Annotated in this window: 18 protein-coding genes and 1 riboswitch; of the genes, 6 read left to right on the top strand and 12 right to left on the bottom strand. The window is 73.1% G+C overall.

Annotated elements, in window-relative coordinates:
* The first annotated feature begins 27 nt into the window (after positions 1-27).
* The 4 genes from VFN12_RS03045 to VFN12_RS03030 all read left to right on the top strand — a co-directional run bounded on the left by VFN12_RS03045 (position 28) and on the right by VFN12_RS03030 (position 3,364).
* Complete coding sequence (locus VFN12_RS03045) at positions 28-897, top strand: EamA family transporter (protein ID WP_325117102.1); 870 nt, start codon at positions 28-30, stop codon at positions 895-897.
* Positions 898-1,013: 116 nt separating this feature from the next.
* The gene (locus VFN12_RS03040; protein ID WP_325117101.1) at positions 1,014-1,214 is read left to right on the top strand and encodes a hypothetical protein; all 201 of its coding nucleotides are present in this window, start codon (positions 1,014-1,016) and stop codon (positions 1,212-1,214) included.
* A 79-nt stretch (positions 1,215-1,293) separates the two neighbouring features.
* Entirely contained in the window at positions 1,294-2,211 is a 918-nt protein-coding gene (locus tag VFN12_RS03035; RefSeq protein WP_325117100.1) for an alpha/beta hydrolase, read from the top strand.
* Between the two features lies 1 nt (position 2,212).
* On the top strand, positions 2,213-3,364 hold the full coding sequence (locus VFN12_RS03030) for a PQQ-dependent sugar dehydrogenase (RefSeq protein WP_325117099.1): 1,152 nt from the start codon (positions 2,213-2,215) through the stop codon (positions 3,362-3,364).
* 13 nt (positions 3,365-3,377) lie between these two features.
* Here the strand turns inward: VFN12_RS03030 and VFN12_RS03025 are convergent, their stop codons facing one another.
* Genes VFN12_RS03025 through VFN12_RS03005 form a run of 5 tightly spaced genes read right to left on the bottom strand, consistent with a single transcriptional unit; the run spans position 3,378 to position 8,685 of the window.
* A complete protein-coding gene (locus VFN12_RS03025; protein WP_325117098.1) occupies positions 3,378-4,145 on the bottom strand; it encodes an adenosylcobinamide-GDP ribazoletransferase in 768 nt (255 codons plus the stop codon).
* The gene (cobT, locus tag VFN12_RS03020; RefSeq protein WP_325117097.1) at positions 4,142-5,203 is read right to left on the bottom strand and encodes a nicotinate-nucleotide--dimethylbenzimidazole phosphoribosyltransferase; all 1,062 of its coding nucleotides are present in this window, start codon (positions 5,201-5,203) and stop codon (positions 4,142-4,144) included. The genes VFN12_RS03025 and cobT overlap by 4 nt, the downstream gene beginning before the upstream one ends.
* Positions 5,200-6,531: a bifunctional adenosylcobinamide kinase/adenosylcobinamide-phosphate guanylyltransferase gene (locus VFN12_RS03015; protein ID WP_325117096.1), complete on the bottom strand. Its 1,332-nt coding sequence runs from the start codon at positions 6,529-6,531 to the stop codon at positions 5,200-5,202. The genes cobT and VFN12_RS03015 overlap by 4 nt, the downstream gene beginning before the upstream one ends.
* A 56-nt stretch (positions 6,532-6,587) precedes the next feature.
* Entirely contained in the window at positions 6,588-7,709 is a 1,122-nt protein-coding gene (locus tag VFN12_RS03010; protein WP_325117095.1) for an iron ABC transporter permease, read from the bottom strand.
* Positions 7,693-8,685, bottom strand: a complete 993-nt coding sequence (locus VFN12_RS03005; protein WP_325117094.1) for an ABC transporter substrate-binding protein — start codon at positions 8,683-8,685, stop codon at positions 7,693-7,695. Before VFN12_RS03005 ends, VFN12_RS03010 begins: the two co-directional genes overlap by 17 nt.
* A gap of 87 nt (positions 8,686-8,772) precedes the next feature.
* Positions 8,773-8,915, bottom strand: a riboswitch (cobalamin riboswitch).
* 38 nt (positions 8,916-8,953) lie between these two features.
* On the opposite strand from VFN12_RS03005, the gene VFN12_RS03000 reads away from it, so the two are divergent.
* Entirely contained in the window at positions 8,954-10,450 is a 1,497-nt protein-coding gene (locus VFN12_RS03000; protein WP_325117093.1) for a cobyric acid synthase, read from the top strand.
* A 31-nt stretch (positions 10,451-10,481) separates the two neighbouring features.
* Here VFN12_RS03000 and VFN12_RS02995 read toward each other — a convergent pair whose 3' ends face one another.
* The 5 genes from VFN12_RS02995 to gatC all read right to left on the bottom strand — a co-directional run bounded on the left by VFN12_RS02995 (position 10,482) and on the right by gatC (position 15,813).
* Positions 10,482-11,123, bottom strand: coding sequence for a LysE family translocator (locus VFN12_RS02995; RefSeq protein WP_325117092.1), 642 nt, complete (start codon positions 11,121-11,123; stop codon positions 10,482-10,484).
* 90 nt (positions 11,124-11,213) lie between these two features.
* Complete coding sequence (locus tag VFN12_RS02990) at positions 11,214-12,167, bottom strand: SGNH/GDSL hydrolase family protein (protein ID WP_325117091.1); 954 nt, start codon at positions 12,165-12,167, stop codon at positions 11,214-11,216.
* A gap of 116 nt (positions 12,168-12,283) precedes the next feature.
* Entirely contained in the window at positions 12,284-13,786 is a 1,503-nt protein-coding gene (gene gatB, locus VFN12_RS02985; RefSeq protein WP_325117090.1) for an Asp-tRNA(Asn)/Glu-tRNA(Gln) amidotransferase subunit GatB, read from the bottom strand.
* Positions 13,783-15,321, bottom strand: a complete 1,539-nt coding sequence (gene gatA, locus VFN12_RS02980; protein WP_325117089.1) for an Asp-tRNA(Asn)/Glu-tRNA(Gln) amidotransferase subunit GatA — start codon at positions 15,319-15,321, stop codon at positions 13,783-13,785. The genes gatB and gatA overlap by 4 nt, the downstream gene beginning before the upstream one ends.
* Positions 15,322-15,489: 168 nt before the next feature.
* A complete protein-coding gene (gene gatC / locus VFN12_RS02975) occupies positions 15,490-15,813 on the bottom strand; it encodes an Asp-tRNA(Asn)/Glu-tRNA(Gln) amidotransferase subunit GatC (RefSeq protein ID WP_325117088.1) in 324 nt (107 codons plus the stop codon).
* Between the two features lie 85 nt (positions 15,814-15,898).
* Between gatC and VFN12_RS02970 the strand changes: the two genes are divergently transcribed.
* Positions 15,899-17,602, top strand: coding sequence for a hypothetical protein (locus tag VFN12_RS02970; RefSeq protein WP_325117087.1), 1,704 nt, complete (start codon positions 15,899-15,901; stop codon positions 17,600-17,602).
* On the opposite strand, the gene VFN12_RS02965 is transcribed toward VFN12_RS02970, so the two are convergent.
* Entirely contained in the window at positions 17,599-18,099 is a 501-nt protein-coding gene (locus VFN12_RS02965; protein ID WP_325117086.1) for a hypothetical protein, read from the bottom strand. The genes VFN12_RS02970 and VFN12_RS02965 overlap by 4 nt on opposite strands.
* Positions 18,100-18,133: 34 nt before the next feature.
* The coding region (locus VFN12_RS02960; protein WP_325117085.1) for a BRCT domain-containing protein at positions 18,134-18,371 on the bottom strand (238 nt) is incomplete at its 5' end.

Here is an 18,371-nt window from a genome sequence, read left to right as displayed (position 1 = left end):
GACCTGGTGCCTCCCTAGATTGACCGGGTGACTCCCGCTCATTCATCGGGCCGACTCTCACCGGTCTGGCTGGTCCTGGGTGGGATCCTGTCCGTCCAGTTCGGCGCGGGCATCGCCAAGGACCTCTTCGACGAGGTCACGCCCACCGCGATGGTGTGGCTGCGGCTGGTGACCAGCGCGGTCGTGCTGGGGCTCGTCGCGCGGCCGGTGCTGCGGGGACGGTCGCGCGACGACTGGGTGATCGCCCTCGGGTTCGGGCTCAGCCTGGGGGTCATGAACTGGGCGATCTACCAGGCGTTCGCCCGGATCCCGCTGGGGCTGGCGGTGACGATCGAGTTCGTGGGCCCGCTGACCCTGGCCATCCTCGGGTCTCGCCGGGCGCTCGACCTCGTCTGGGCAGCCCTGGCGGGCCTCGGCGTGGCCCTGCTCGGGTTCGAGCCCGGTGACCTGGACCTGGCGGGAGTCGGGTTCGCCCTCGTCGCGGGTGCGGCCTGGGCGGCGTACATCCTGCTCAGCGCGCAGACCGGACGGCGCTGGCCCGGTCTGGACGGGTTGGCGGTCGCCAGCGTCGTGGCGACCCTCCTGCTCGCCCCGTTCGCGGTCGCCTCGGCCGGTCCGGGACTGCTCGACCCGAGGATCCTGGCCCTCGGCGCCGCGGTGGGCCTGCTGAGCTCCGTGATCCCGTACAGCCTCGAGATCACCGCGCTCCGGCGCATCCGCCCCGCCGTGTTCAGCGTCCTGATGAGCCTGGAACCGGCCGCCGCAGCGTTGGCGGGCGTCGTGGTGCTGCAGGAGTTCCTGACGCCGCTGCAGCTGCTGGCCATGGCCTGCGTCGTGGTGGCCAGCGTCGGGGCCACGAGCTCCCGCCGCGTGATCCGGGAGCCCGCACCGGACTGAACCGGTCTGGACCGATCCCGGGAGCGAGTTAACACAGATTTCACTGCTGGTTGATCCGGTCTGCCGGTGAGCCCTCTAGCGTCGTACCTGTCCAGGGCAGCGCGGGGGGAGACGCGATGAACCAGCTGATCCACCACTTGAGTCCGATCGCGCGATGGGCGGTCGAGTCACAGCAACGGTCCCGACGAAACGCCATGCTCGCCTCCACGTCGCTCACGCAGCGGCGGTCGGAGCGGGTCGAGGTCGAGGAGTTCCTCGCGGCGAAGCGGGATCGCACAGGGACACCGGCAAACCGGCCGGTGACCGCGCAAGGTTGAGTGCCGGCGGACCCACTCGCCGCCGGCACTCGACCACGCCTCCCGCGACCTCGCCGGGGGCTCGGGCAGAATCGGGGTCATGCCCGCCTCGAAAGCACGCCAGACGGTCGCCGACGTCGAGGTCTCCTTCCACGAGGTCCTCTCCGACGACGGAACGCCGCTGCGGGCGTGGACCAACGACCCCGATGGCCGGATCGACGGCCCGACCGTGGTGCTGTGCAACGGCCTGGGCACCAACCCCTGGTCCTGGCCGGCGCTGCTCAAGCCCGACTGCGGCGTCCGGGTCATCTCCTGGAACCACCGCGGCACCGGAGGCTCCGCGCGCCCCGCGGACCCCGAGCGGGTCCGGATCGAGGACTTCGTCGAGGACGCCTTGTCGGTCATGGACCACTTCGGCGTCGACCGCGCGGTCCTGATGGGCTGGTCGATGGGCGTCAACACGATGTTCGAGCTCGCGGTCGACCATCCCGAGCGGGTCAAGGGTCTGTTCGCGGTGGCCGGCGTCCCGGGTGACACCTTCTCGACGATGCTCGGCCCGCTCCGGGTACCCCCGCTGGTCGGCCACACGCTCACCGTCAACCTCTCCCGGATGCTCAGGTACGGCGGCCGCGCCCTCACCCCGGTCACCACCCGGCTGCCGGTGGGCCCGCGCCTGATCTCGGTGATCTCGCACAGCGGGTTCATGCTGCCCGTGGCCGACCCGGAGCTGGCCGCGATCGCGGTCCGGGCCTTCCTGTCGACCCCGGTCGAGTGGTACTGCCACCTGGCCCTGCGCACCTCGGAGCACCCGAAGGTGCGGCTGAGCCGGGTTCGGGTCCCGGCCGAGTTCGTCGGGGCGACCTACGACCTGCTGACCTCGGCCCGGCAGATGAAGTCGGCTGCCGCGCGGATGCCGGAGGCCACCTACGTCGAGCTGACGGGCACGCACTTCATCCAGATGGAGAAGCCCGACGTGGTCCACGACCTGCTGCTCGCCTTCCTGGCCCGGGTCGGTTGACGTGGGCGGGCGGCGCTCGCTGGTCGCGGCGACGACCCTGGTGGTGGCCGCCGCCGTCCTGGGTGCCTGTTCCGACGGCGAGGAGGACACGAGCCCGCCGACGGTGACCGCGACGCCGTCCGACGAGGCACCCGCACCGTCGGCGACCCGACCCACCTCCCCGTCGCCGAGCCGCGAGCAGCCGCCCGGTCCGCCCCGCGTGGTCGACACCGTCGCCCGCAACCTGTCGGTCCCGTGGGGGATCGACTTCCTCCCCGACGGCACCGCGATCGTCACCGAGCGCGACACCCGGCGGGTGCTGGCGATCAAGGGCGGGCGCGTCCGGCAGGTCGGCGTGATCGAGTCGGCCGCACCGCAGGGCGAGGCCGGGCTGCTGGGAGTCGCGGTGTCCCCCGGGTTCGCCCGCGACCGCACGATCTTCCTCTACGTCACCACGGCGGAGGACAACCGGATCGTCCGCACCACCTACCGCAACGGCAGGCTGGGCACACCCGAGGTGATCCTGGACGGGATCCCCAACGGCTTCATCCACGACGGTGGGCGCCTGCAGTTCGGACCCGACGGCCACCTCTACGCCTCCACCGGCGAGACCGGCATCCCCGAGCTCGCCCCGAACCCCGACTCGCTCGGAGGAAAGATCCTGCGGATCACCACCGACGGCGATCCGGCTCCCGGGAACCCCGACCCCTCCTCCCCCGTCTGGACCCTGGGCCACCGCAACGTGCAGGGCCTCGCGTTCGACGACGACGACAACCTCTGGGCGTCCGAGTTCGGAGCGTCCACCTTCGACGAGCTGAACCTGATCCGAAAGGGCGGCAACTACGGCTGGCCGACCTTCGAGGGACGCGGTGACGACCCCGACCTCGTCAACCCGCAGGTCGTGTGGAACACCTCCGAGGCCTCGCCCTCCGGCCTCGCCTACGTCGACGGGCAGCTGTGGCTCGGTGCGCTGCAGGGCCAGCGGCTCTGGCGCATCGACGTGGCCGACGGCCGCGCCGCCCGGCCCACCGACTTCTTCGTCGGCCGGTACGGCCGGCTGCGCACCGTCGTGGTGGCGCCCGACGGCAACCTGTGGGTGTCCACGTCCAACCGGGACGGCCGGGCCACGCCCGGGCCCGAGGACGACCAGATCCTGGTCGTGGACCCGGGCTGAGCCCGAGCCGCGGTCAGGGGGTGGGAAGCGCGCCGACCTGGGTCACCAGGTAGGCAGCCAGCGCGATCTCGACGCAGGCGCCCAGCACGTCTCCCGTGCTGCCGCCCAGCTTCCGGTGGCACACCAGCAGCACGGCGACCACGGCGAGCGCAGCCACCGCGACGCCGAGCAGCCCACCCGGCCCCGCCACCAGCGTGACCACGACAGCGGTCAGGCCGACCACGAGTACGGCTGCGAGCGGGGGGACGGCGCCGACCACGGCGCTCCCCAGCCCGTCGGCCCGCGCCGCGGACAGCCCGCGCATGCAGGCCGGCGCCAGGGCGGTGCGGCTCACGACCACTGCCAGGAGCACGGTGGTGACCGGAGAGCTCTCCTGGGCCACGAGGGCGGAGAGGGAGCCGACCTGGACCGCCAGCACCAGCAGCAGGGCCGCCGCGCCCGAGGGGCCGACGTCCCCGCGACGCATCACCTCCAGTCGCCGCGCACGGGTCCCCTGGGTGGCCAGCCCGTCGGCGGTGTCCGCCAGCCCGTCGAGGTGGAGGCCCCCGGTGGCAAGTCCCAGCACTGCCACCGTGAGGGTGGCCGCGACCAGCGGCGGAAGGGAGAACAACCCGGAGGCCCAGGCCACGGCGGCGGCCCCGGCCGCCACCGGGAGCACGACGATCGGCGCGGTCGCCATGGCGACCGCGGCCTCGGCCGAGGTCACCCGCCGGGGCGGGGGCACCGGCAGGACGGTCAGTGTTCCGAGCCCGAGCCGGAGTCCGTCGCCGAGGACCGTCACCTGGACGAGACCGGGTCGGCCGCCGCGTCGGTGACCGATGCGAGCGTCGACATCTCCGCCAGCAGCCCGGCCGCCGTCCGCAGCAGCGGCAGCGCCGTCAGCGCGCCGGTCGCCTCGCCCAGCCGCATCCCGAGGTCGAGCAGGGGCACCAGCCCGAGCGCCTCCAGCGCGACCCCGTGGGCGGGCTCGGTCGACCGGTGGCCGGCACACCACCACGCGGCAGCGCCGGGGACCATCCGCTCGGCGAGCAGGGCGCACGCACCGGACACGATGCCGTCCAGCAGCACCGGGCGGCCGCGTTCGGCCGCCCGGAGCAGGAACCCGGTCATCGCGGCCGTGTCGGCGCTGCCGACGACCCGCAGCAGCGCCACCGGGTCGTCGCCGTGGGCCCGGGAGCGGGCCAGGGCCGCCTCGACGATCGCGTGCTTGCCGCGCCAGGTGGCGTCGTCGATGCCGGTTCCCCGCCCCACCACCTGCGAGGCGTCGAGCTCGAGGGCGGCTCCGACCAGGGTGGCGGCCACCGTGGTGTTGCCGATCCCCATGTCGCCGGGGACGAGCAGGTCGCAGCCGGCGTCGATCTCCTCGTCGGCGATCGCCGCCCCGGCGCCCAGCGCGGCCGCGGTCTCGGCCCTGGACAGGGCGTCCTCCCGGTCGATGCACCCCGATCCGCGGCGCACCTTGTAGCGGCCCACCTCCGGCGGGGTGCCGGCGAGGTCGTCGTCCACCCCGAGGTCCAGCACCCTGACCCGTGCCCCCTGCGCCCGCGCCAGGACGTTGACCGCGGCGCCGCCCTCGAGGAACTCGCGCACCATCAGCGCCGTCACGTCCCGGGGATAGGCCGAGACCGCCCGGTCACCGCCGGTCACGCCATGGTCCCCGGCGAACACGACCACCGAGACCGACCGTGGCGGAGCGGGCTCGTCGGTGCCCTGGACACCGGCGAGCCAGACCGCGAGGTCCTCCAGTCGGCCCAGGGCGCCGAGCGGCTTGGCGAGCCCGTCCACACGTGCCCTCGCCCCGGCGCGCGACGGCTCGTCGATCCACGCTGTCGTGGTCATGCTCGTTCGTCCTCCAATCGATGGACCCGCCCGGCCACCACCAGGCGTACGTCGTCGGTCAGGTCCGCGACCTGACGGTTGAGCCGACCCAGGGCATCCCGGAACAGTACGCCGGAGCGCGTCCCCGGGACGACGCCCGACCCGACCTCGTTGCTCACGGCCACGACCGGCACCGTTGCCCAGCGCCAGGCCCGCAGCAGCCGGTCGACCTCCTTGTCGACCGTCTCGTGCCACGACGTGTCGCCGTCGATCGACTCCCAGGCCCCGGCGGCGCCCAGGACGCCGGCGAGCCAGGTGGCCAGGCAGTCGACCAGCACCGGTTGCGTCGCGGCCTCGATGGTCCCCGCCACGTCGTCGGTCTCGAGGGTGGTCCAGCCCTCCGGCCGGTCGGCCCGGTGGGCGGCGACCCGGGCCGCCCAGTCCGAGTCGCTGTCGTCCGGGACCGGGCCGGGCGCGACGTAGAGCACCTCCGGGCAGTCGGCGAGCAGTCGCTGGGCGTGGCGTGACTTCCCGGACCGGGCGCCACCGAGCACGAGCGTGCGCCGGGGCAGCGGATCCGGGTCGCGGCGACCGGGTGTGGCGGCGGCCGGCACGGGCAGCACGGCGGGTCCGGTGTCCCGCTGCAGGACCTCGACCCGGGCGCCGTAGACGTCGGAGAGCCGCCGCGGACGCAGCACCTCGCTCGGGCTGGCGTCGGCCACGACCCGGCCGTGGTCCATCAGCACGACCCGGCGGCCGTACTGCCCGGCCAGGGTCAGGTCGTGCATCGCGGCCACGACGGTGAGCTCGTCCTGCAGCCGCAGGGCGTCCACGAGGTCCAGCACGCTCTGCTGGTGGCCGATGTCGAGCGCGCTGGTGGGCTCGTCGAGCAGCAGCACCCGGGGCTCCTGCGCCAGGGCGCGGGCCAGGACCACCCGCTGCAGCTCGCCCCCCGAGAGCCCGAGCGCCGGCCGGTCGGTGAACTCGGTGAGCTCGAGCCGGTCCAGGGTGCGCTCGATGGCGGCCCGGTCGGCGGCCGTCTCGGTGCCGAAGCGCCGCAGGTGGGCGGTCCGGCCGAGCGCCACCAGCTCCCCGACGGTGGTCCCCTCGGGCACCACCGGCCGCTGCGGCATGAGGGCGACCACCCGGGCGACCTGGCGTCGCGAGGCGCGTCCCGGGTCGAGGCCCGCGACCCGCAGCTCCCCGCTCGCGGGGATCAGCCCGGCGACCGCGTGCATCAGCGTGGTCTTGCCGGCGCCGTTGGGCCCCACGATCGCCACCCAGTCGCCCTGGTCGACCACGAGGTCGACATCGGTGACGACCCTGGTGCCGGCGCGCTCGACGGACACCCCGCGACACTCCAGCGCGGGCTGCTCGCCGGGCCGCGACCTGTTGGGCCCCGGGTTCACATGTCCCCCTTGGTGCGGCGCAGGACGACGAGGAAGAACGGCGCGCCGAGGAGGGCCGTCACCACGCCGATCGGGACCTCGGCCGGCGCGAGCGCGGTCCGGGCGACGACGTCGGCGAGCACCAGGAACGCCGCCCCGAGGAGCAGCGCCAGCGGCAGGAGCGTGTGGTGCGCGGCCCCGAAGAGCAGGCGCACGGCATGCGGCACCACGATCCCGACGAAGCCGATCAGCCCGCTGACGCTGACCACCGCGGCGGTGCCGAGCGTGGCGGTGAGCACCAGGACCAGCCGGACCCGTGCCGGGTCGACCCCGAGGCTCGCCGCCTCGACGTCTCCCACGGCCATCACGTCCAGCACCCGCCGGTGGATCAGGATCACCGCGCAGGAGACGACGACGTACGGCAGGGCGATCGCCACGTCGGACCAGCCGTCGGTGCTCAGGCGGCCGAGCATCCACGAGTAGACCGAGAGCAGCGAGTCGTCGTACTGCTGCTGCACGAAGTTCTGGATCGCGTTGAAGAAGGCACCGACCGCGACCCCCGCCAGCACGATGACCACCGCGCCCCGGCCTCCCCCGACACTGCTGCCGAGCGCGTAGGTCGCCGCGACGCCGAGCAGTCCCCCGACGAATGCCAGCAGCGGGATGCCCACCGGGCCGATCGTGCCGCCGGCCACGATGCCCAGCGTCGCCCCCAGGGCGGCTCCGCTGGAGACGCCGAGCAGGTAGGGATCGGCGAGCGGGTTGCGGAACACCCCCTGGTACGCCGTGCCGGCGACCGCCAGCATCGCCCCGACCAGGACCCCCAGGACGACGCGCGGCAGCCGGATCTCCCAGAAGATGGCCTGCTGGGTGAGCGACATGCCGGAGTCGACCTCGACCCCCGGGATCGCGTCCAGCAGCTCCAGCAGCACACCGGAGACGCTCAACCCGGCCGGGCCGACCAGGCAGCCGACGAGGACCGACACGAGGCAGACCAGCGCACCGACCAGGATCTTGGTGCGCCGTAGCCGTGGCCGGGCGTCGAGGCGACGCAGGGCACGCACCCGCGCCACCGCGCTGGTGCCGCGCTCCTCGCCGACCAGGTCGAGCGCCATGGTCGCCTCAGCCGTCCGAGGCACCGAGCGCGCTCTCGCGCTCGGACAGGATCTCGCTCACCTGCTCCACGAAGTCGACGACCCGCGGGCCCCACCTGCTGGCCACGTCCTCGTCGACGACGTGGACCTGCTGCTCCTCGACGGCCGCCACCTGGCCCCATCCGGCCCGCTTCTCGACGTCGGTCACGGACACCTCGCAGCACTGGCTGTCGGCCAGGAACACCAGATCGGGGTCGGCGGAGACGACGTACTCCTTGGAGAGCTTGGGGTAGTCGTCCTTGACCCTGGACCTGTCCGCGATGTTCTCCAGCCCGAAGAGGCCGTACACCTCCCCGATGAAGGTGCTGCCGGACGCGGTGTAGAGGTCCGGGGTGAGCTCGTGGAGGTAGGTCAGGCCCTCGGCGTCCGGTGCGTCGGCCAGGGCCTGGTCGATGCCCTCACGCATGTCGGCGACCGCCTGCTCGGCCTCGTCGGTGTGCCCCGTGGCCGCTCCGAGGCGCTCCATCTGGGAGTAGGTCTCGTCGAGGTCCTCGGCCGCCGGCAGCAGCAGCGTCGGCACCTGGGCCTTCTCGAGGTTCGCCACCAGGTCGCCGGTGTCGTCGGAGGCGACCACCAGGTCGGGCTCGTGCTCGAGAACCGCCTCCACGTTGGGCTGGTAGCCGGACAGCTTGGTGGTGGGGACGTCCTCGGGGTAGTCGGACTGGTCGTCGACGGCGACCACCTGGTCGCCCGCGCCGATCTCCCACAGCATCTCGGTCGCGGTCGGGCTCAGGGAGACGATCGAGGCGGGCTCGTCGGAGATCGTGATCTCGGTGCCCTTGTCGACGGGCCCGGACAGCACGTCGACCGGGAACTCCTCGCTCGCGGCCGGCGCGGAGTCGGCCGCCTGGTCCACGGTGTCGACGCCGCCGCAGCCGGCCAGCACCACGCTCGACAGCAGACCCACCAGCAGGATCAGGAACGGGCGCCGCTGAGGGCGCCGGGAAACTTTCGTGTGCACAACATCCTCCGGTCTCGGAGGACGAGAGTCGTCGGGCCGCACGCGCCACGAGGGCGGTTGCCGCACGAACTACCTTCGTCCGAGGCTAGTTACGTGGGCCACGGGTCAGGTGACCTGGCTCGTCCGACCCCCGAGGGCCGGCTTCACAGTTGCGGGACAGCACCGGGATCTCACCGGACTTCACTGAGCGCCGTGGCACTCCCGCACGGGACGGGAGCACCAGCACACTACCCCGGCCGGCCCGCGTGCGCCGTCATAGGGTCTCTCCGTGAGAGGCAGCCTGATCGTGCTCGGCACCACCTCCGACGCCGGCAAGACGGTGGTGACGACCGCCCTGTGCCGGGCCCTGGCCCGCCGCGGGGCGAGGGTGGCGCCGTTCAAGGCGCAGAACATGTCCAACAACTCGATGGTCACGGCCGACGGCGCCGAGATCGGACGAGCCCAGTGGATCCAGGCGGTCGCGGCGCGGGCAGAGCCCGAGGCGGCGATGAACCCCGTGCTGCTGAAGCCGGGCAGCGACCGGCGCAGCCACGTCGTCGTCATGGGCTCCCCCGCCGGCCAGCTGGACGCGAGCGAGTTCGCCGGGACCCGGGCCGCGCTCGCCGCGGCGGCCTACGCGGCGTACGACGACCTGGCCGATCGCTTCGACGTCGTCGTCTGCGAAGGAGCCGGGAGCCCGGCCGAGGTCAACCTGCGCGCGCACGACTACGTGAACCTGGGTCTGGCCCGCCACGCCCGGATGCCGGCGCTGCTGGTCGGTGACATCGACCGGGGCGGGGTGTTCGCGGCCATGCACGGCACCCTCGCGCTGCTCGAGGAAGCCGACCAGTCCCTGATCGCGGGGCTGGTGGTCAACAAGTTCCGTGGTGACGACCGGCTGCTCCGGCCCGCGCTCGACCTGGTCGAGAAGCTGACGGGCAGGCCCTTCCTCGGGGTGATCCCGTGGCTCCCCGGCCTGTGGCTGGACTCCGAGGACTCGCTGTCGGTGCACGACCGGTCGCCGGCGGCTCCTGCCTCCGGGCCGCGTCTCCGCGTCGCGGTGCTGCGCTTTCCGCGGATCAGCAACTTCACCGACCTCGACGCCTTGCACCTCGAGCCGGGACTCGAGGTGCAGTTCGTGGCCGACCCGCAGTCGCTGGGCACCGCCGACGTGGTCGTCCTGCCCGGGAGCCGGGCGACGATCGCCGACCTGGCCTGGCTGCGCGAGCAGGGGCTGGCCGACGCCGTGCGCGAGCACGCGGCACGCGGCGGGGTGGTGCTCGGCATCTGCGGCGGCTACCAGATGCTCGGCCGGGAGATCGCCGACCCCGACGGGGTGGAGGGCCCCGCCGGGGCGCGCGTGGAGGGCCTCGGCCTGCTGGAGGCGACGACCAGCTTCGGGCAGGACAAGGTGCTCGGCACCCCCTCGGGGACCCACCTCGGAGCCGCCGTCTCGGGCTACGAGATCCACCACGGTCGGGTCCGGGCCGACGCCGGCGAGCCGTTTCCGGGGGGATGCCGGTCGGGGGCGGTCTTCGGAACGATGTGGCACGGGTGCCTGGAGGGCGATGCGTTCCGGACGGCGTGGCTGCAGCTCGTCGCCGGGCTGGCCGGCCGCGAGGGCATCGACGTCGGAGGGGTGTCGTTCGCCGATGCCCGCGAGCACCGGATCGACGTACTGGCCGACGCGGTCGAGGAGCATCTCGACCTCGACGCGGTGCTCAGGCTGGTGGAGCACGGGGCACCCCCGGACCTGCCGGCCGTCCGGGGCGGGCTCGCCGGCTGAGGACCGCCGAAGCCCGGGTACCCCTGTCCGGCTACTCGGCGACGACCATGGTCGCGCCGAGCCCAACCATCATCGCGCCGCCGGTGGCGCCGAGCAGGTCCAGCCGGCGTGGCTTCCGGGAGAACCAGTCCCGGGCCTTGCTCGCCGCAAAGGTCCACACGCTGTCCGACGCGATCGCCAGCAGGCCGAAGGCCAGGCCCAGGAGCGCGACCTGGAGCCCGGCGCTGCCCGCCCCGTCGTGGGTGAACTGCGGCAGGAACGCCACGAAGAACACGATCGTCTTGGGGTTCGTCGCGCCGACGATGAGCCCGACGCGCACCGACCTCGCCGCCGGGCCGCGCTCGGGCATCGTCGCCGGAGTCTGCTCGAGTGCGTGGCGAGCCTCGGCACGGGTGCGGATCGCCTGGATCCCGAGCCACACGACGTAGGCGGCGCCGACGAGCTTCAGCACGGTGTAGGCCGTTGCCGAGGCCGCCACCACTGCTCCCAGGCCGAGCGCCACCAGGCAGACCTGCAGCATCAGTCCGAGGCCGTTGCCGACCACGGACAGCAACGCGTCACGACGGCCCACGGTGAGCGCCCTGCCGATCGCGAACAGCAGGCTCGGCCCCGGCACCTGGATGAACAGGAGTGAGGCGATCAGGAACGCGAGCCACTGGCTGGAGGTCGGCACGCCGACGATTCTCTCCCGCCGCCCACCGCGGGACAACGGGCTTTGGCGCGAAGCGCTGCGGCGACGGGACCTGACGGCCCCGTGGGGGTCTCAGCCTCCGGCGTGGAACTGGGCGAGCACCGCCCGGAACTGGGCCGCCGCGCCTGCCGAGTTGGGATGCGCGGGCACGCCGACGGCCGGGCCGTTCACCGAGGGACCGAAGACCTCGGCGTACCGCACGTTCGGCGCCTGGCAGATGTCGTGACCGATCGTGGGGGTGTAGGAGTCGACGAACTCCGCACCTCCGGCGACGGCGGCCCGCTGCACCATCGCGTTGAGCCGCAGCATCGTGGCGTGCAGGTAGACCATGTCCTCCTCGCTGATCGGCACCGTCGGGTAGCACGCGTGCTCGGGGACGGCAGCGAAGTAGTCGATGATCAGCACCCGGGCGTCCGGGCTCCGCCGGTGGATCTCCTGGAGTGCCGCCACCACCTTCGGCTCGGCCTCGAGGATCTGCCGGGCGAGCTGGTCCTCACCACCCTCGGGCGCGTACCGGTCCTTGCAGCCGCCGTTCGGCACCTGCTCGGGCGCGGTCCCGGGAGGTGCGGTCTCGTTGTCGGGGAACACGCCGAAGCAGTCCATCGCGGCGCCGGCGATCCCCGCGTCGTTGCCGCCGATGCCGACGGTGACCAGGTCGGTGGTGGGAGTCAGTCGGTCGAACTGCGCCGGGTTGGTACCCCCTGGCTCGACGCTCTGCGGGGCGTAGAAGTCGTCGGTCTCGGCCCCTCCGCACGTGGCGTCCCGGAAGTTCGTGATGCCCAGCTCCGCGGCGAGCAGCTTGGGGTAGTTGGTGTGCGACTGCCCGCAGCCGACCGGCGCATGGGTCGTGTCCGGCGTGCCGTTGGCGTCGGCGATCACCACGTCGGCAGACCAGGAGTCGCCGAGCGCGACGTACTCGTCGTAGATGCCGTCAGCGGGGGCGGCCGCCGCGTTCGACCCGGCGAGGAAGGGGACCGCGAGGGCGGACACGGCGACGGCGACCGTGGTGAGGTTTCTGGCACGCATGCCGGTTCAACGCCAGATCCCGGCCGGGGTCACGCCGCCGACGCCGGCGCGGTCCGGCCGGGCCCACGGGTTGCGCCCGGGTGGGGAGCCCCCGGACACCGGGAGCCCGGCACGCCTCAGGTGAGCTTCTCCAGGATCAGCTCCCGCACCCGGCCGGCGTCGGCCTGGCCGCGCATCTCCTTCATCACCGCGCCGATCAGCGCGCCGGCGGCGGCCACCTTGCCGCCGCGGATCTTGTCGGCGACGTCGGGGTTGGCGGCGATGGCGCTGTCGACCGCGGCACCGAGCGCGCTGTCGTCGGACACGATCGCCAGCCCGCGGGCCGCGACGATCTCGTCGACCGTGCCCTCGCCGGCCAGCAGACCGTCGAGGACCTGGCGGGCCAGCTTGTCGTTGAGCTTGCCCTCGTCGACCAGCGCCTGGACCCGCGCCACGTCGGCGGGCGTCACGGAGAGGTCGGTGAGCTCGACTCCCGCCTCGTTCGAACGGCGGGCCAGCTCGCCGAGCCACCACTTCCGCGCCGACTGGGGCGAGGCACCGGCATCGATGGTCCGCTCGACCAGGACCAGTGCGCCGGCGCCCACGGTGTCGCGCATCTCGAGGTCGGAGAAGCCCCAGTCCGCCTGCAGCCGCGCCCGCTTCTCCCGCGGCGGCTCGGGCAGGTCGGCGCGCAGCTCCTCGACCCAGTCACGGCTGGGCGCCACCGGGACGAGGTCGGGCTCGGGGAAGTAGCGGTAGTCCTCCGCGTCGGACTTCTCGCGGCCGCTGGTGGTGATGCCGGTGTCCTCGTGCCAGTGTCGCGTCTCCTGCAGCACCTTGGCTCCGGAGTCGAGCACGGCGGCGTGCCGCTGGACCTCGTAGCGGACGGCGCGCTCCACCGAGCGCAGCGAGTTGACGTTCTTGGTCTCGGTGCGGGTGCCGAGCGTCCCCGTGCCCGTCGGCGCGAGGGAGAGGTTCACGTCGCACCGCAGCGAGCCCTGCTCCATCCGTACGTCGGAGACGCCGAGGCCGAGCAGCAGCTCACGCAGCTGGGCGACGTACGCGCGAGCAACCAGGGGCGCCTTCTCCCGCGTGCCGAGGACCGGCCTGGTCACGATCTCGATCAGCGGGATGCCGGCGCGGTTGTAGTCCACGAGCGAGTGGGTGGCGCCATGGATCCGACCGGAGGTGCCGACGTGGAGCGACTTGCCGGTGTCCTCCTCCATGTGGGCACGCTCGATCTCGATCCGGAACGTCTCGCTGCCGTCGTCGGTGTCGACCTCCACCTCGGTCCAGCCGTCGAAGGCGATGGGTTCGTCGTACTGGGAGGTCTGGAAGTTCTTCGGCATGTCCGGGTAGAAGTAGTTCTTGCGCGCGAACCGGCACCACTCCGCGATCTCGCAGTTGAGCGCCAGGCCGATCCGGATCGCCGCCTCGACGGCCCTGCGGTTGACCACGGGCATCGCCCCGGGCAGCCCGAGACAGGTGGGGCAGACCTGGGTGTTGGGCTCGGCGCCGAACTCGGTCGGGCAGCCGCAGAACATCTTCGAGGCGGTGTTGAGCTCGACGTGGACCTCGAGGCCGAGGGCAGGGTCGAACTTCTCCATGGCCTGGTCGAAGGAGAGCAGCTGGTCGGTCATGCCGTGGCTCCCGTCCGGCCCTCGACGGCGTCGAGACCGTGGTTGCGGTCGAGCAGCGGGCCGCCCCACCGGTCGGTCCAGAGCTTCTCGAGGGCGGCGCCGACCCGGTAGACGCGGTCGTCGGCCAGCGCCGGGGCCAGGATCTGGACGCCGGTGGGCAGGTCGTCCTCCTCCGCGAGCCCGCTGGGGACCGAGATGCCAGGCACGCCGGAGAGGTTGGCGGGGATCGTCGCGAGGTCGTTGAGGTACATCGCCAGCGGGTCGTCGAGCTTCTCCCCCAGCCGGAACGCCGTGGTCGGCGCCGTGGGCGACACCAGGACGTCGGCGTGCTCGAAGGCTGCCTCGAAGTCGCGGCTGACCAGGGTCCGCACCTTCTGCGCCTGCCCGTAGTAGGCGTCGTAGTAGCCGCTGGAGAGCGCGTAGGTGCCGAGGATGATCCGGCGCTTGACCTCCTCGCCGAACCCGGCGTCACGGGTCGCCCGCATGACCTCCTCGGCGCTGGGGGCCTCGATGCCCTCGGGCATGACCCGGAGGCCGTAGCGCATGGCGTCGAACCTCGCGAGGTTGCTCGACGCCTCGGCCGGCAGCACCAGGTAGTAAGTGGCCAGCGCGTGCACGAAGTGCGGGCACGACACCTCCACCACCTCGGCGCCGGCCTCGACCATCAGGTCCACCGACTCCTGGAACCGCGTCAGCACACCGTGCTGGTAGCCCTCGCCACCGAGCTCGGTGACGACACCGATCCGGACGCCGGTCAGGTCGCCGGAAGCCCCCTTGCGGGCAGCGCCGACGAGGTCGGGCAGCGGCTGGTCGATGCTGGTGGAGTCGAGCGGGTCGTGGCCGCCGACCACCTCGTGCAGCAGCGCCGCGTCGAGCACGGTCCGCGTCACGGGACCGGCCTGGTCGAGGGAGTTGGCGAGCGCGACCAGGCCGTAGCGCGACACCCCGCCGTACGTCGGCTTCATGCCGACCGTGCCGGTGACGGCGCCGGGCTGGCGGATCGATCCCCCCGTGTCGGTGCCGAGGGCGATCGGCGCCTCGAACGCCGCCACCGCGGCCGAGGACCCGCCCCCGGATCCGCCGGGGATCCGCTCGAGGTCCCACGGGTTGCGGGTGGGCCCGTAGGCGGAGTGCTCGGTCGAGGAGCCCATCGCGAACTCGTCCATGTTGGTCTTGCCGAGGATCGGCAGGCCGGCCGCGCGCACCCGCGCGACCACCGTCGCGTCGTACGGCGGCACCCAGCCCTCGAGGATCCGGGACCCGCAGGTGGTCGGCAGCCCCCGGGTGGCCATCACGTCCTTGACCGCGATCGGGACGCCGTCCAGCGCGGACGCCGGCTGGCCCGCCGCGCGGCGCTCGTCGGCGGCAGCGGCGGCGGCGAGCGCGCCGTCCCCGTCGACGTGCAGGAAGGCATGGACGTCGCCATCGATCTCGGCGATCCGGTCGAGGTGGGCGCGGGTGACCTCCACCGACGTGGTGTCTCCGGCGGCCAGCGACTCGGCCAGCTCGGCGGCCGTCCTCCGGGTCAGGCTCACCGGCTGTTCCTGTTCGCTCGCAGTTCGGCCGCACACACACGGCCCGCTCCCAGCTCCCGGCCGACGCGGCCTCTCGCTTCGCTCACCGGCTGTTCCTGTTCGCTCGCAGTTCGGCCGCACACTCACGGCCCGCTCCCCGCTCCCGGCCGACGCGGCCTCTCGCTTCGCTCACTGCTCATCCCCGAGGATGCGCGGCACGCTGAAGCGCTGCTGCTCGCTCTCCGGCGCTCCCGACAGCGCCTGCTCGGCGGTCAGGCCAGGCGTCACCACGTCGTCGCGGAACACGTTGCTCAACGGCAGCGCGTGCGACGTCGGAGGCACGTCCTCACCCGCGACGCCCTGGATCGAGGCCACCGACTCCAGGATCACGTTGAGCTGCGGGGCGAGGTGGTCGAGCTCGGCGTCGGACAGGTCGATCCGGGCGAGGTCGGCCAGGTGGGCGACCTCGTCCCGCGAGATAGCCGCGGCCGACTCGGTGGGGCGCTCAGGCATGGCCAGAATCCTAGGTGCTCCCGCTGGGCCCGGATCGCTGGGTAGGTTGCTGCCACCACGTCGGCGGATGACGGGAGAGACCGCGATGATGACTCTGCACCAGACCCACGTGGATGGCGTGCAGTGCTTCTGGGTGGAGTCGGGGCGCCCGACGCTCGGCTGCTGGTTGCTCTTTCGGGCCGGGAGCGCCGACGAACCCCTCAACCAGTCCGGGTGGCTGCACCTCCTCGAGCACTCGGTCCTGCACGGCAGGGGTGGCGGGGCACTCCACGTCAATGGCTTCGTCTCGCCGCTCATCACCGGGTTCGAGACCCACGGCCCGACGCAGCAGGTGACCCGACACCTGCGGGACGTGACCGCCTGGCTGGCCGACCCCGACCTCACCGACCTCGACCGCGAGCGTGCGGTCCTGCGAGCCGAGGCCGGCATGCGCGGCGGCCCCGGTGAGCGGGCCCTTGCCTGGCGGTACGGCTCCCGGGGTCCGGGTGTCCTGGCCATGGGCGAGCCAGGGCTCGGTCGCGCGACGCCGGGCCGCCTGCGGGAGCTCGCCGAAAGCGTCTTCACCCAGGGCAACGCGGCTCTGGTCCTCGACGGTCCCCCTCCCGACGACCTCGAGCTGTCCCTGCCACCCGGCGACCTGCGGCCCGCTCGCCCCGCCGTCCCCTGCGAGGACGAGCTCCCGGGGTGGTACGTCGACCCGGCCGGGCTGGTGCTCAGTGGCGTCGTGCCGCGCGGCACCCCCGGAACCCTTCTCTCCGAGCTCCTCCAGCGCGAGGTCCGCGAGCAGTTCCGCAACCAGGACGGCGCGTCGTACGCACCGTGGTCGTGGTACGAGGCCGTCGACCCCGACCACGCGCTCGTGGTGGTCGGGGCCGACATCGCGCGCGAGGCCTACCCGACCCTGGCGAAGCGGGCACGGAAGCTCGTGAGATGGATGGCCGACGACGGCCCGTCGGCCGACCAGCTGCGCGACCAGGTCGAGTCCCGACTGCAGGCGGTCAACGATCCGTACAACGCCGTCGGCGTGGCAGGTCGTGCCGCTCACGAGTACCTGAGGGGACGCCCTGTCCTCAACCACCAGCAGGTGGTCGAGGAGCTGGAGGCACTCACCACCGAGGACATCCGTGCCGTCGCCTCGGACTTCCGGCGCAGCCTGATGCTGGGTGTTCCCGGCGACTCACCGGTTCCGGAAGGAATCCCCCAGCTTGCCCAGCCCACCAGCCGCGGCCGGGTCACCGGCCGCCGGTTCCGTCACCGTGACTGGCCCGCGGTCACGGCCTACCTGGTGGTCGATGACGACGACGCCCACCTGGTCGCCGAGCCCGAGTACCAGTGCTACCACGCCGACGACGTGGAGGGGATCCACCAGTTCGCCGACGGCGCCCGCCATCTGGTCACGTCCGATGGCTGGGGCCTCACCGTGCAACCCGAGGAGTGGCACGGTGGCGACACGCTGGTGGCCGCACTCGACGCGATGGTCCCCGAGGAGCGGCATCTCCCGATGCCGGCGAGGGAGGACAGCGGCCCCGGACCACGGATGGCACTCCTGCGACGGTGGTGGGCCGCCCGCAAGACGCCGAAGGGGCCGGTCACCTTCGTCGTCGGGACCGTGCTCCTGGCGCTCGTGGGCGTCGTTCTCGTCGCCTACGGTCGATTCCTGGTCGGCGGTTTCTGGCTGGTCGGGGCAGGCATCACGGCCAAGGAGGCCGTGGATCGCTGGCGGCGGCGCGTCTACCGCGGGCGCGGGGGCTCGGGCGAGCACCCCCCTCCGGGCGCCGGAGGTCGCTAGTCGGGCCTGCCGGGAGGCCCGTGCGGCTTGTCGTGCCCCTTCTTCTTGCCCGGGTTGTCCGCGGGTGGGCCGGGGCTGGAGTCGGGGGTGGAGTCGGGGGTGGAGTCGGCCGTCGCCGGGTCGTCGGGGTCGCCGCTGGGCCGCGGACGCGGCTGGTTCGGTGCACCGGCCGTCGCACCCGTCAGCTCGAGGCCACCCGCGGGCGTCTGGTCCGGTGCGGCACTCCGCGGTGCCGCCGGGCCTCGGGAGCCCGGCGCGCCGGGCGCCGACGAGGTGGGCGTGGACGGACCGGCGACGGAGGGGTCCGCGTCGCTCGGCGCCTCGTCGTCGGAGTTGCTCGGGATCGGGTCCAGCGCCCATTCGTGCGCCTGGTCGGACCCGGGACCGGGGAACAGGAAGAACAGCCCGACGATCACCCAGACGACGACCGCGACGACGACCACGGGCGTGGCGCGCAGGAAGCGCCACGGCGATGGCTTCGCTCGCTTGCCGGACATTCCGGCCACCCTAGACAACCGGGCTGCTGGTCCGTCAAACGGCGTCCGGTCCGCCCGCCAGGAGCTTTTCGAACCCGGCCTCGTCGAGGGTCGTCACGCCGAGCTGCTCGGCCTTGTCGGCCTTGGACCCTGCGTTCTCGCCGACCACGACGTAGTCGGTCTTCTTCGACACCGAGCCCGAGGCCTTGCCTCCGCGGACCACGATCGCCTCCTTGACCGAGTCGCGGCTGTAGTTGTCGAGCGAGCCGGTGACCACGATCGTGAGCCCCTCG

Source organism: Nocardioides sp., from assembly GCF_035703625.1.
Taxonomy (GTDB): Bacteria; Actinomycetota; Actinomycetes; order Propionibacteriales; family Nocardioidaceae; genus Nocardioides.
Note: the sequence above shows the minus strand (reverse complement) of the source record. Positions and strands in the feature narration are given on the sequence as shown.

Bases quoted from the DNA above. Each gene is read 5' to 3' on its own strand.
- VFN12_RS03040 (WP_325117101.1), top strand. From the start codon at position 1,014: ATGAACCAGCTGATCCACCACTTGAGTCCGATCGCGCGATGGGCGGTC.
- VFN12_RS02970 (WP_325117087.1), top strand. From the start codon at position 15,899: ATGATGACTCTGCACCAGACCCACGTGGATGGCGTGCAGTGCTTCTGG.
- VFN12_RS03035 (WP_325117100.1), top strand. From the start codon at position 1,294: ATGCCCGCCTCGAAAGCACGCCAGACGGTCGCCGACGTCGAGGTCTCC.
- gatB (WP_325117090.1), bottom strand. From the start codon at position 13,786: ATGACCGACCAGCTGCTCTCCTTCGACCAGGCCATGGAGAAGTTCGAC.
- VFN12_RS02990 (WP_325117091.1), bottom strand. From the start codon at position 12,167: ATGCGTGCCAGAAACCTCACCACGGTCGCCGTCGCCGTGTCCGCCCTC.
- gatC (WP_325117088.1), bottom strand. From the start codon at position 15,813: ATGCCTGAGCGCCCCACCGAGTCGGCCGCGGCTATCTCGCGGGACGAG.
- VFN12_RS02965 (WP_325117086.1), bottom strand. From the start codon at position 18,099: ATGTCCGGCAAGCGAGCGAAGCCATCGCCGTGGCGCTTCCTGCGCGCC.
- cobT (WP_325117097.1), bottom strand. From the start codon at position 5,203: ATGACCACGACAGCGTGGATCGACGAGCCGTCGCGCGCCGGGGCGAGG.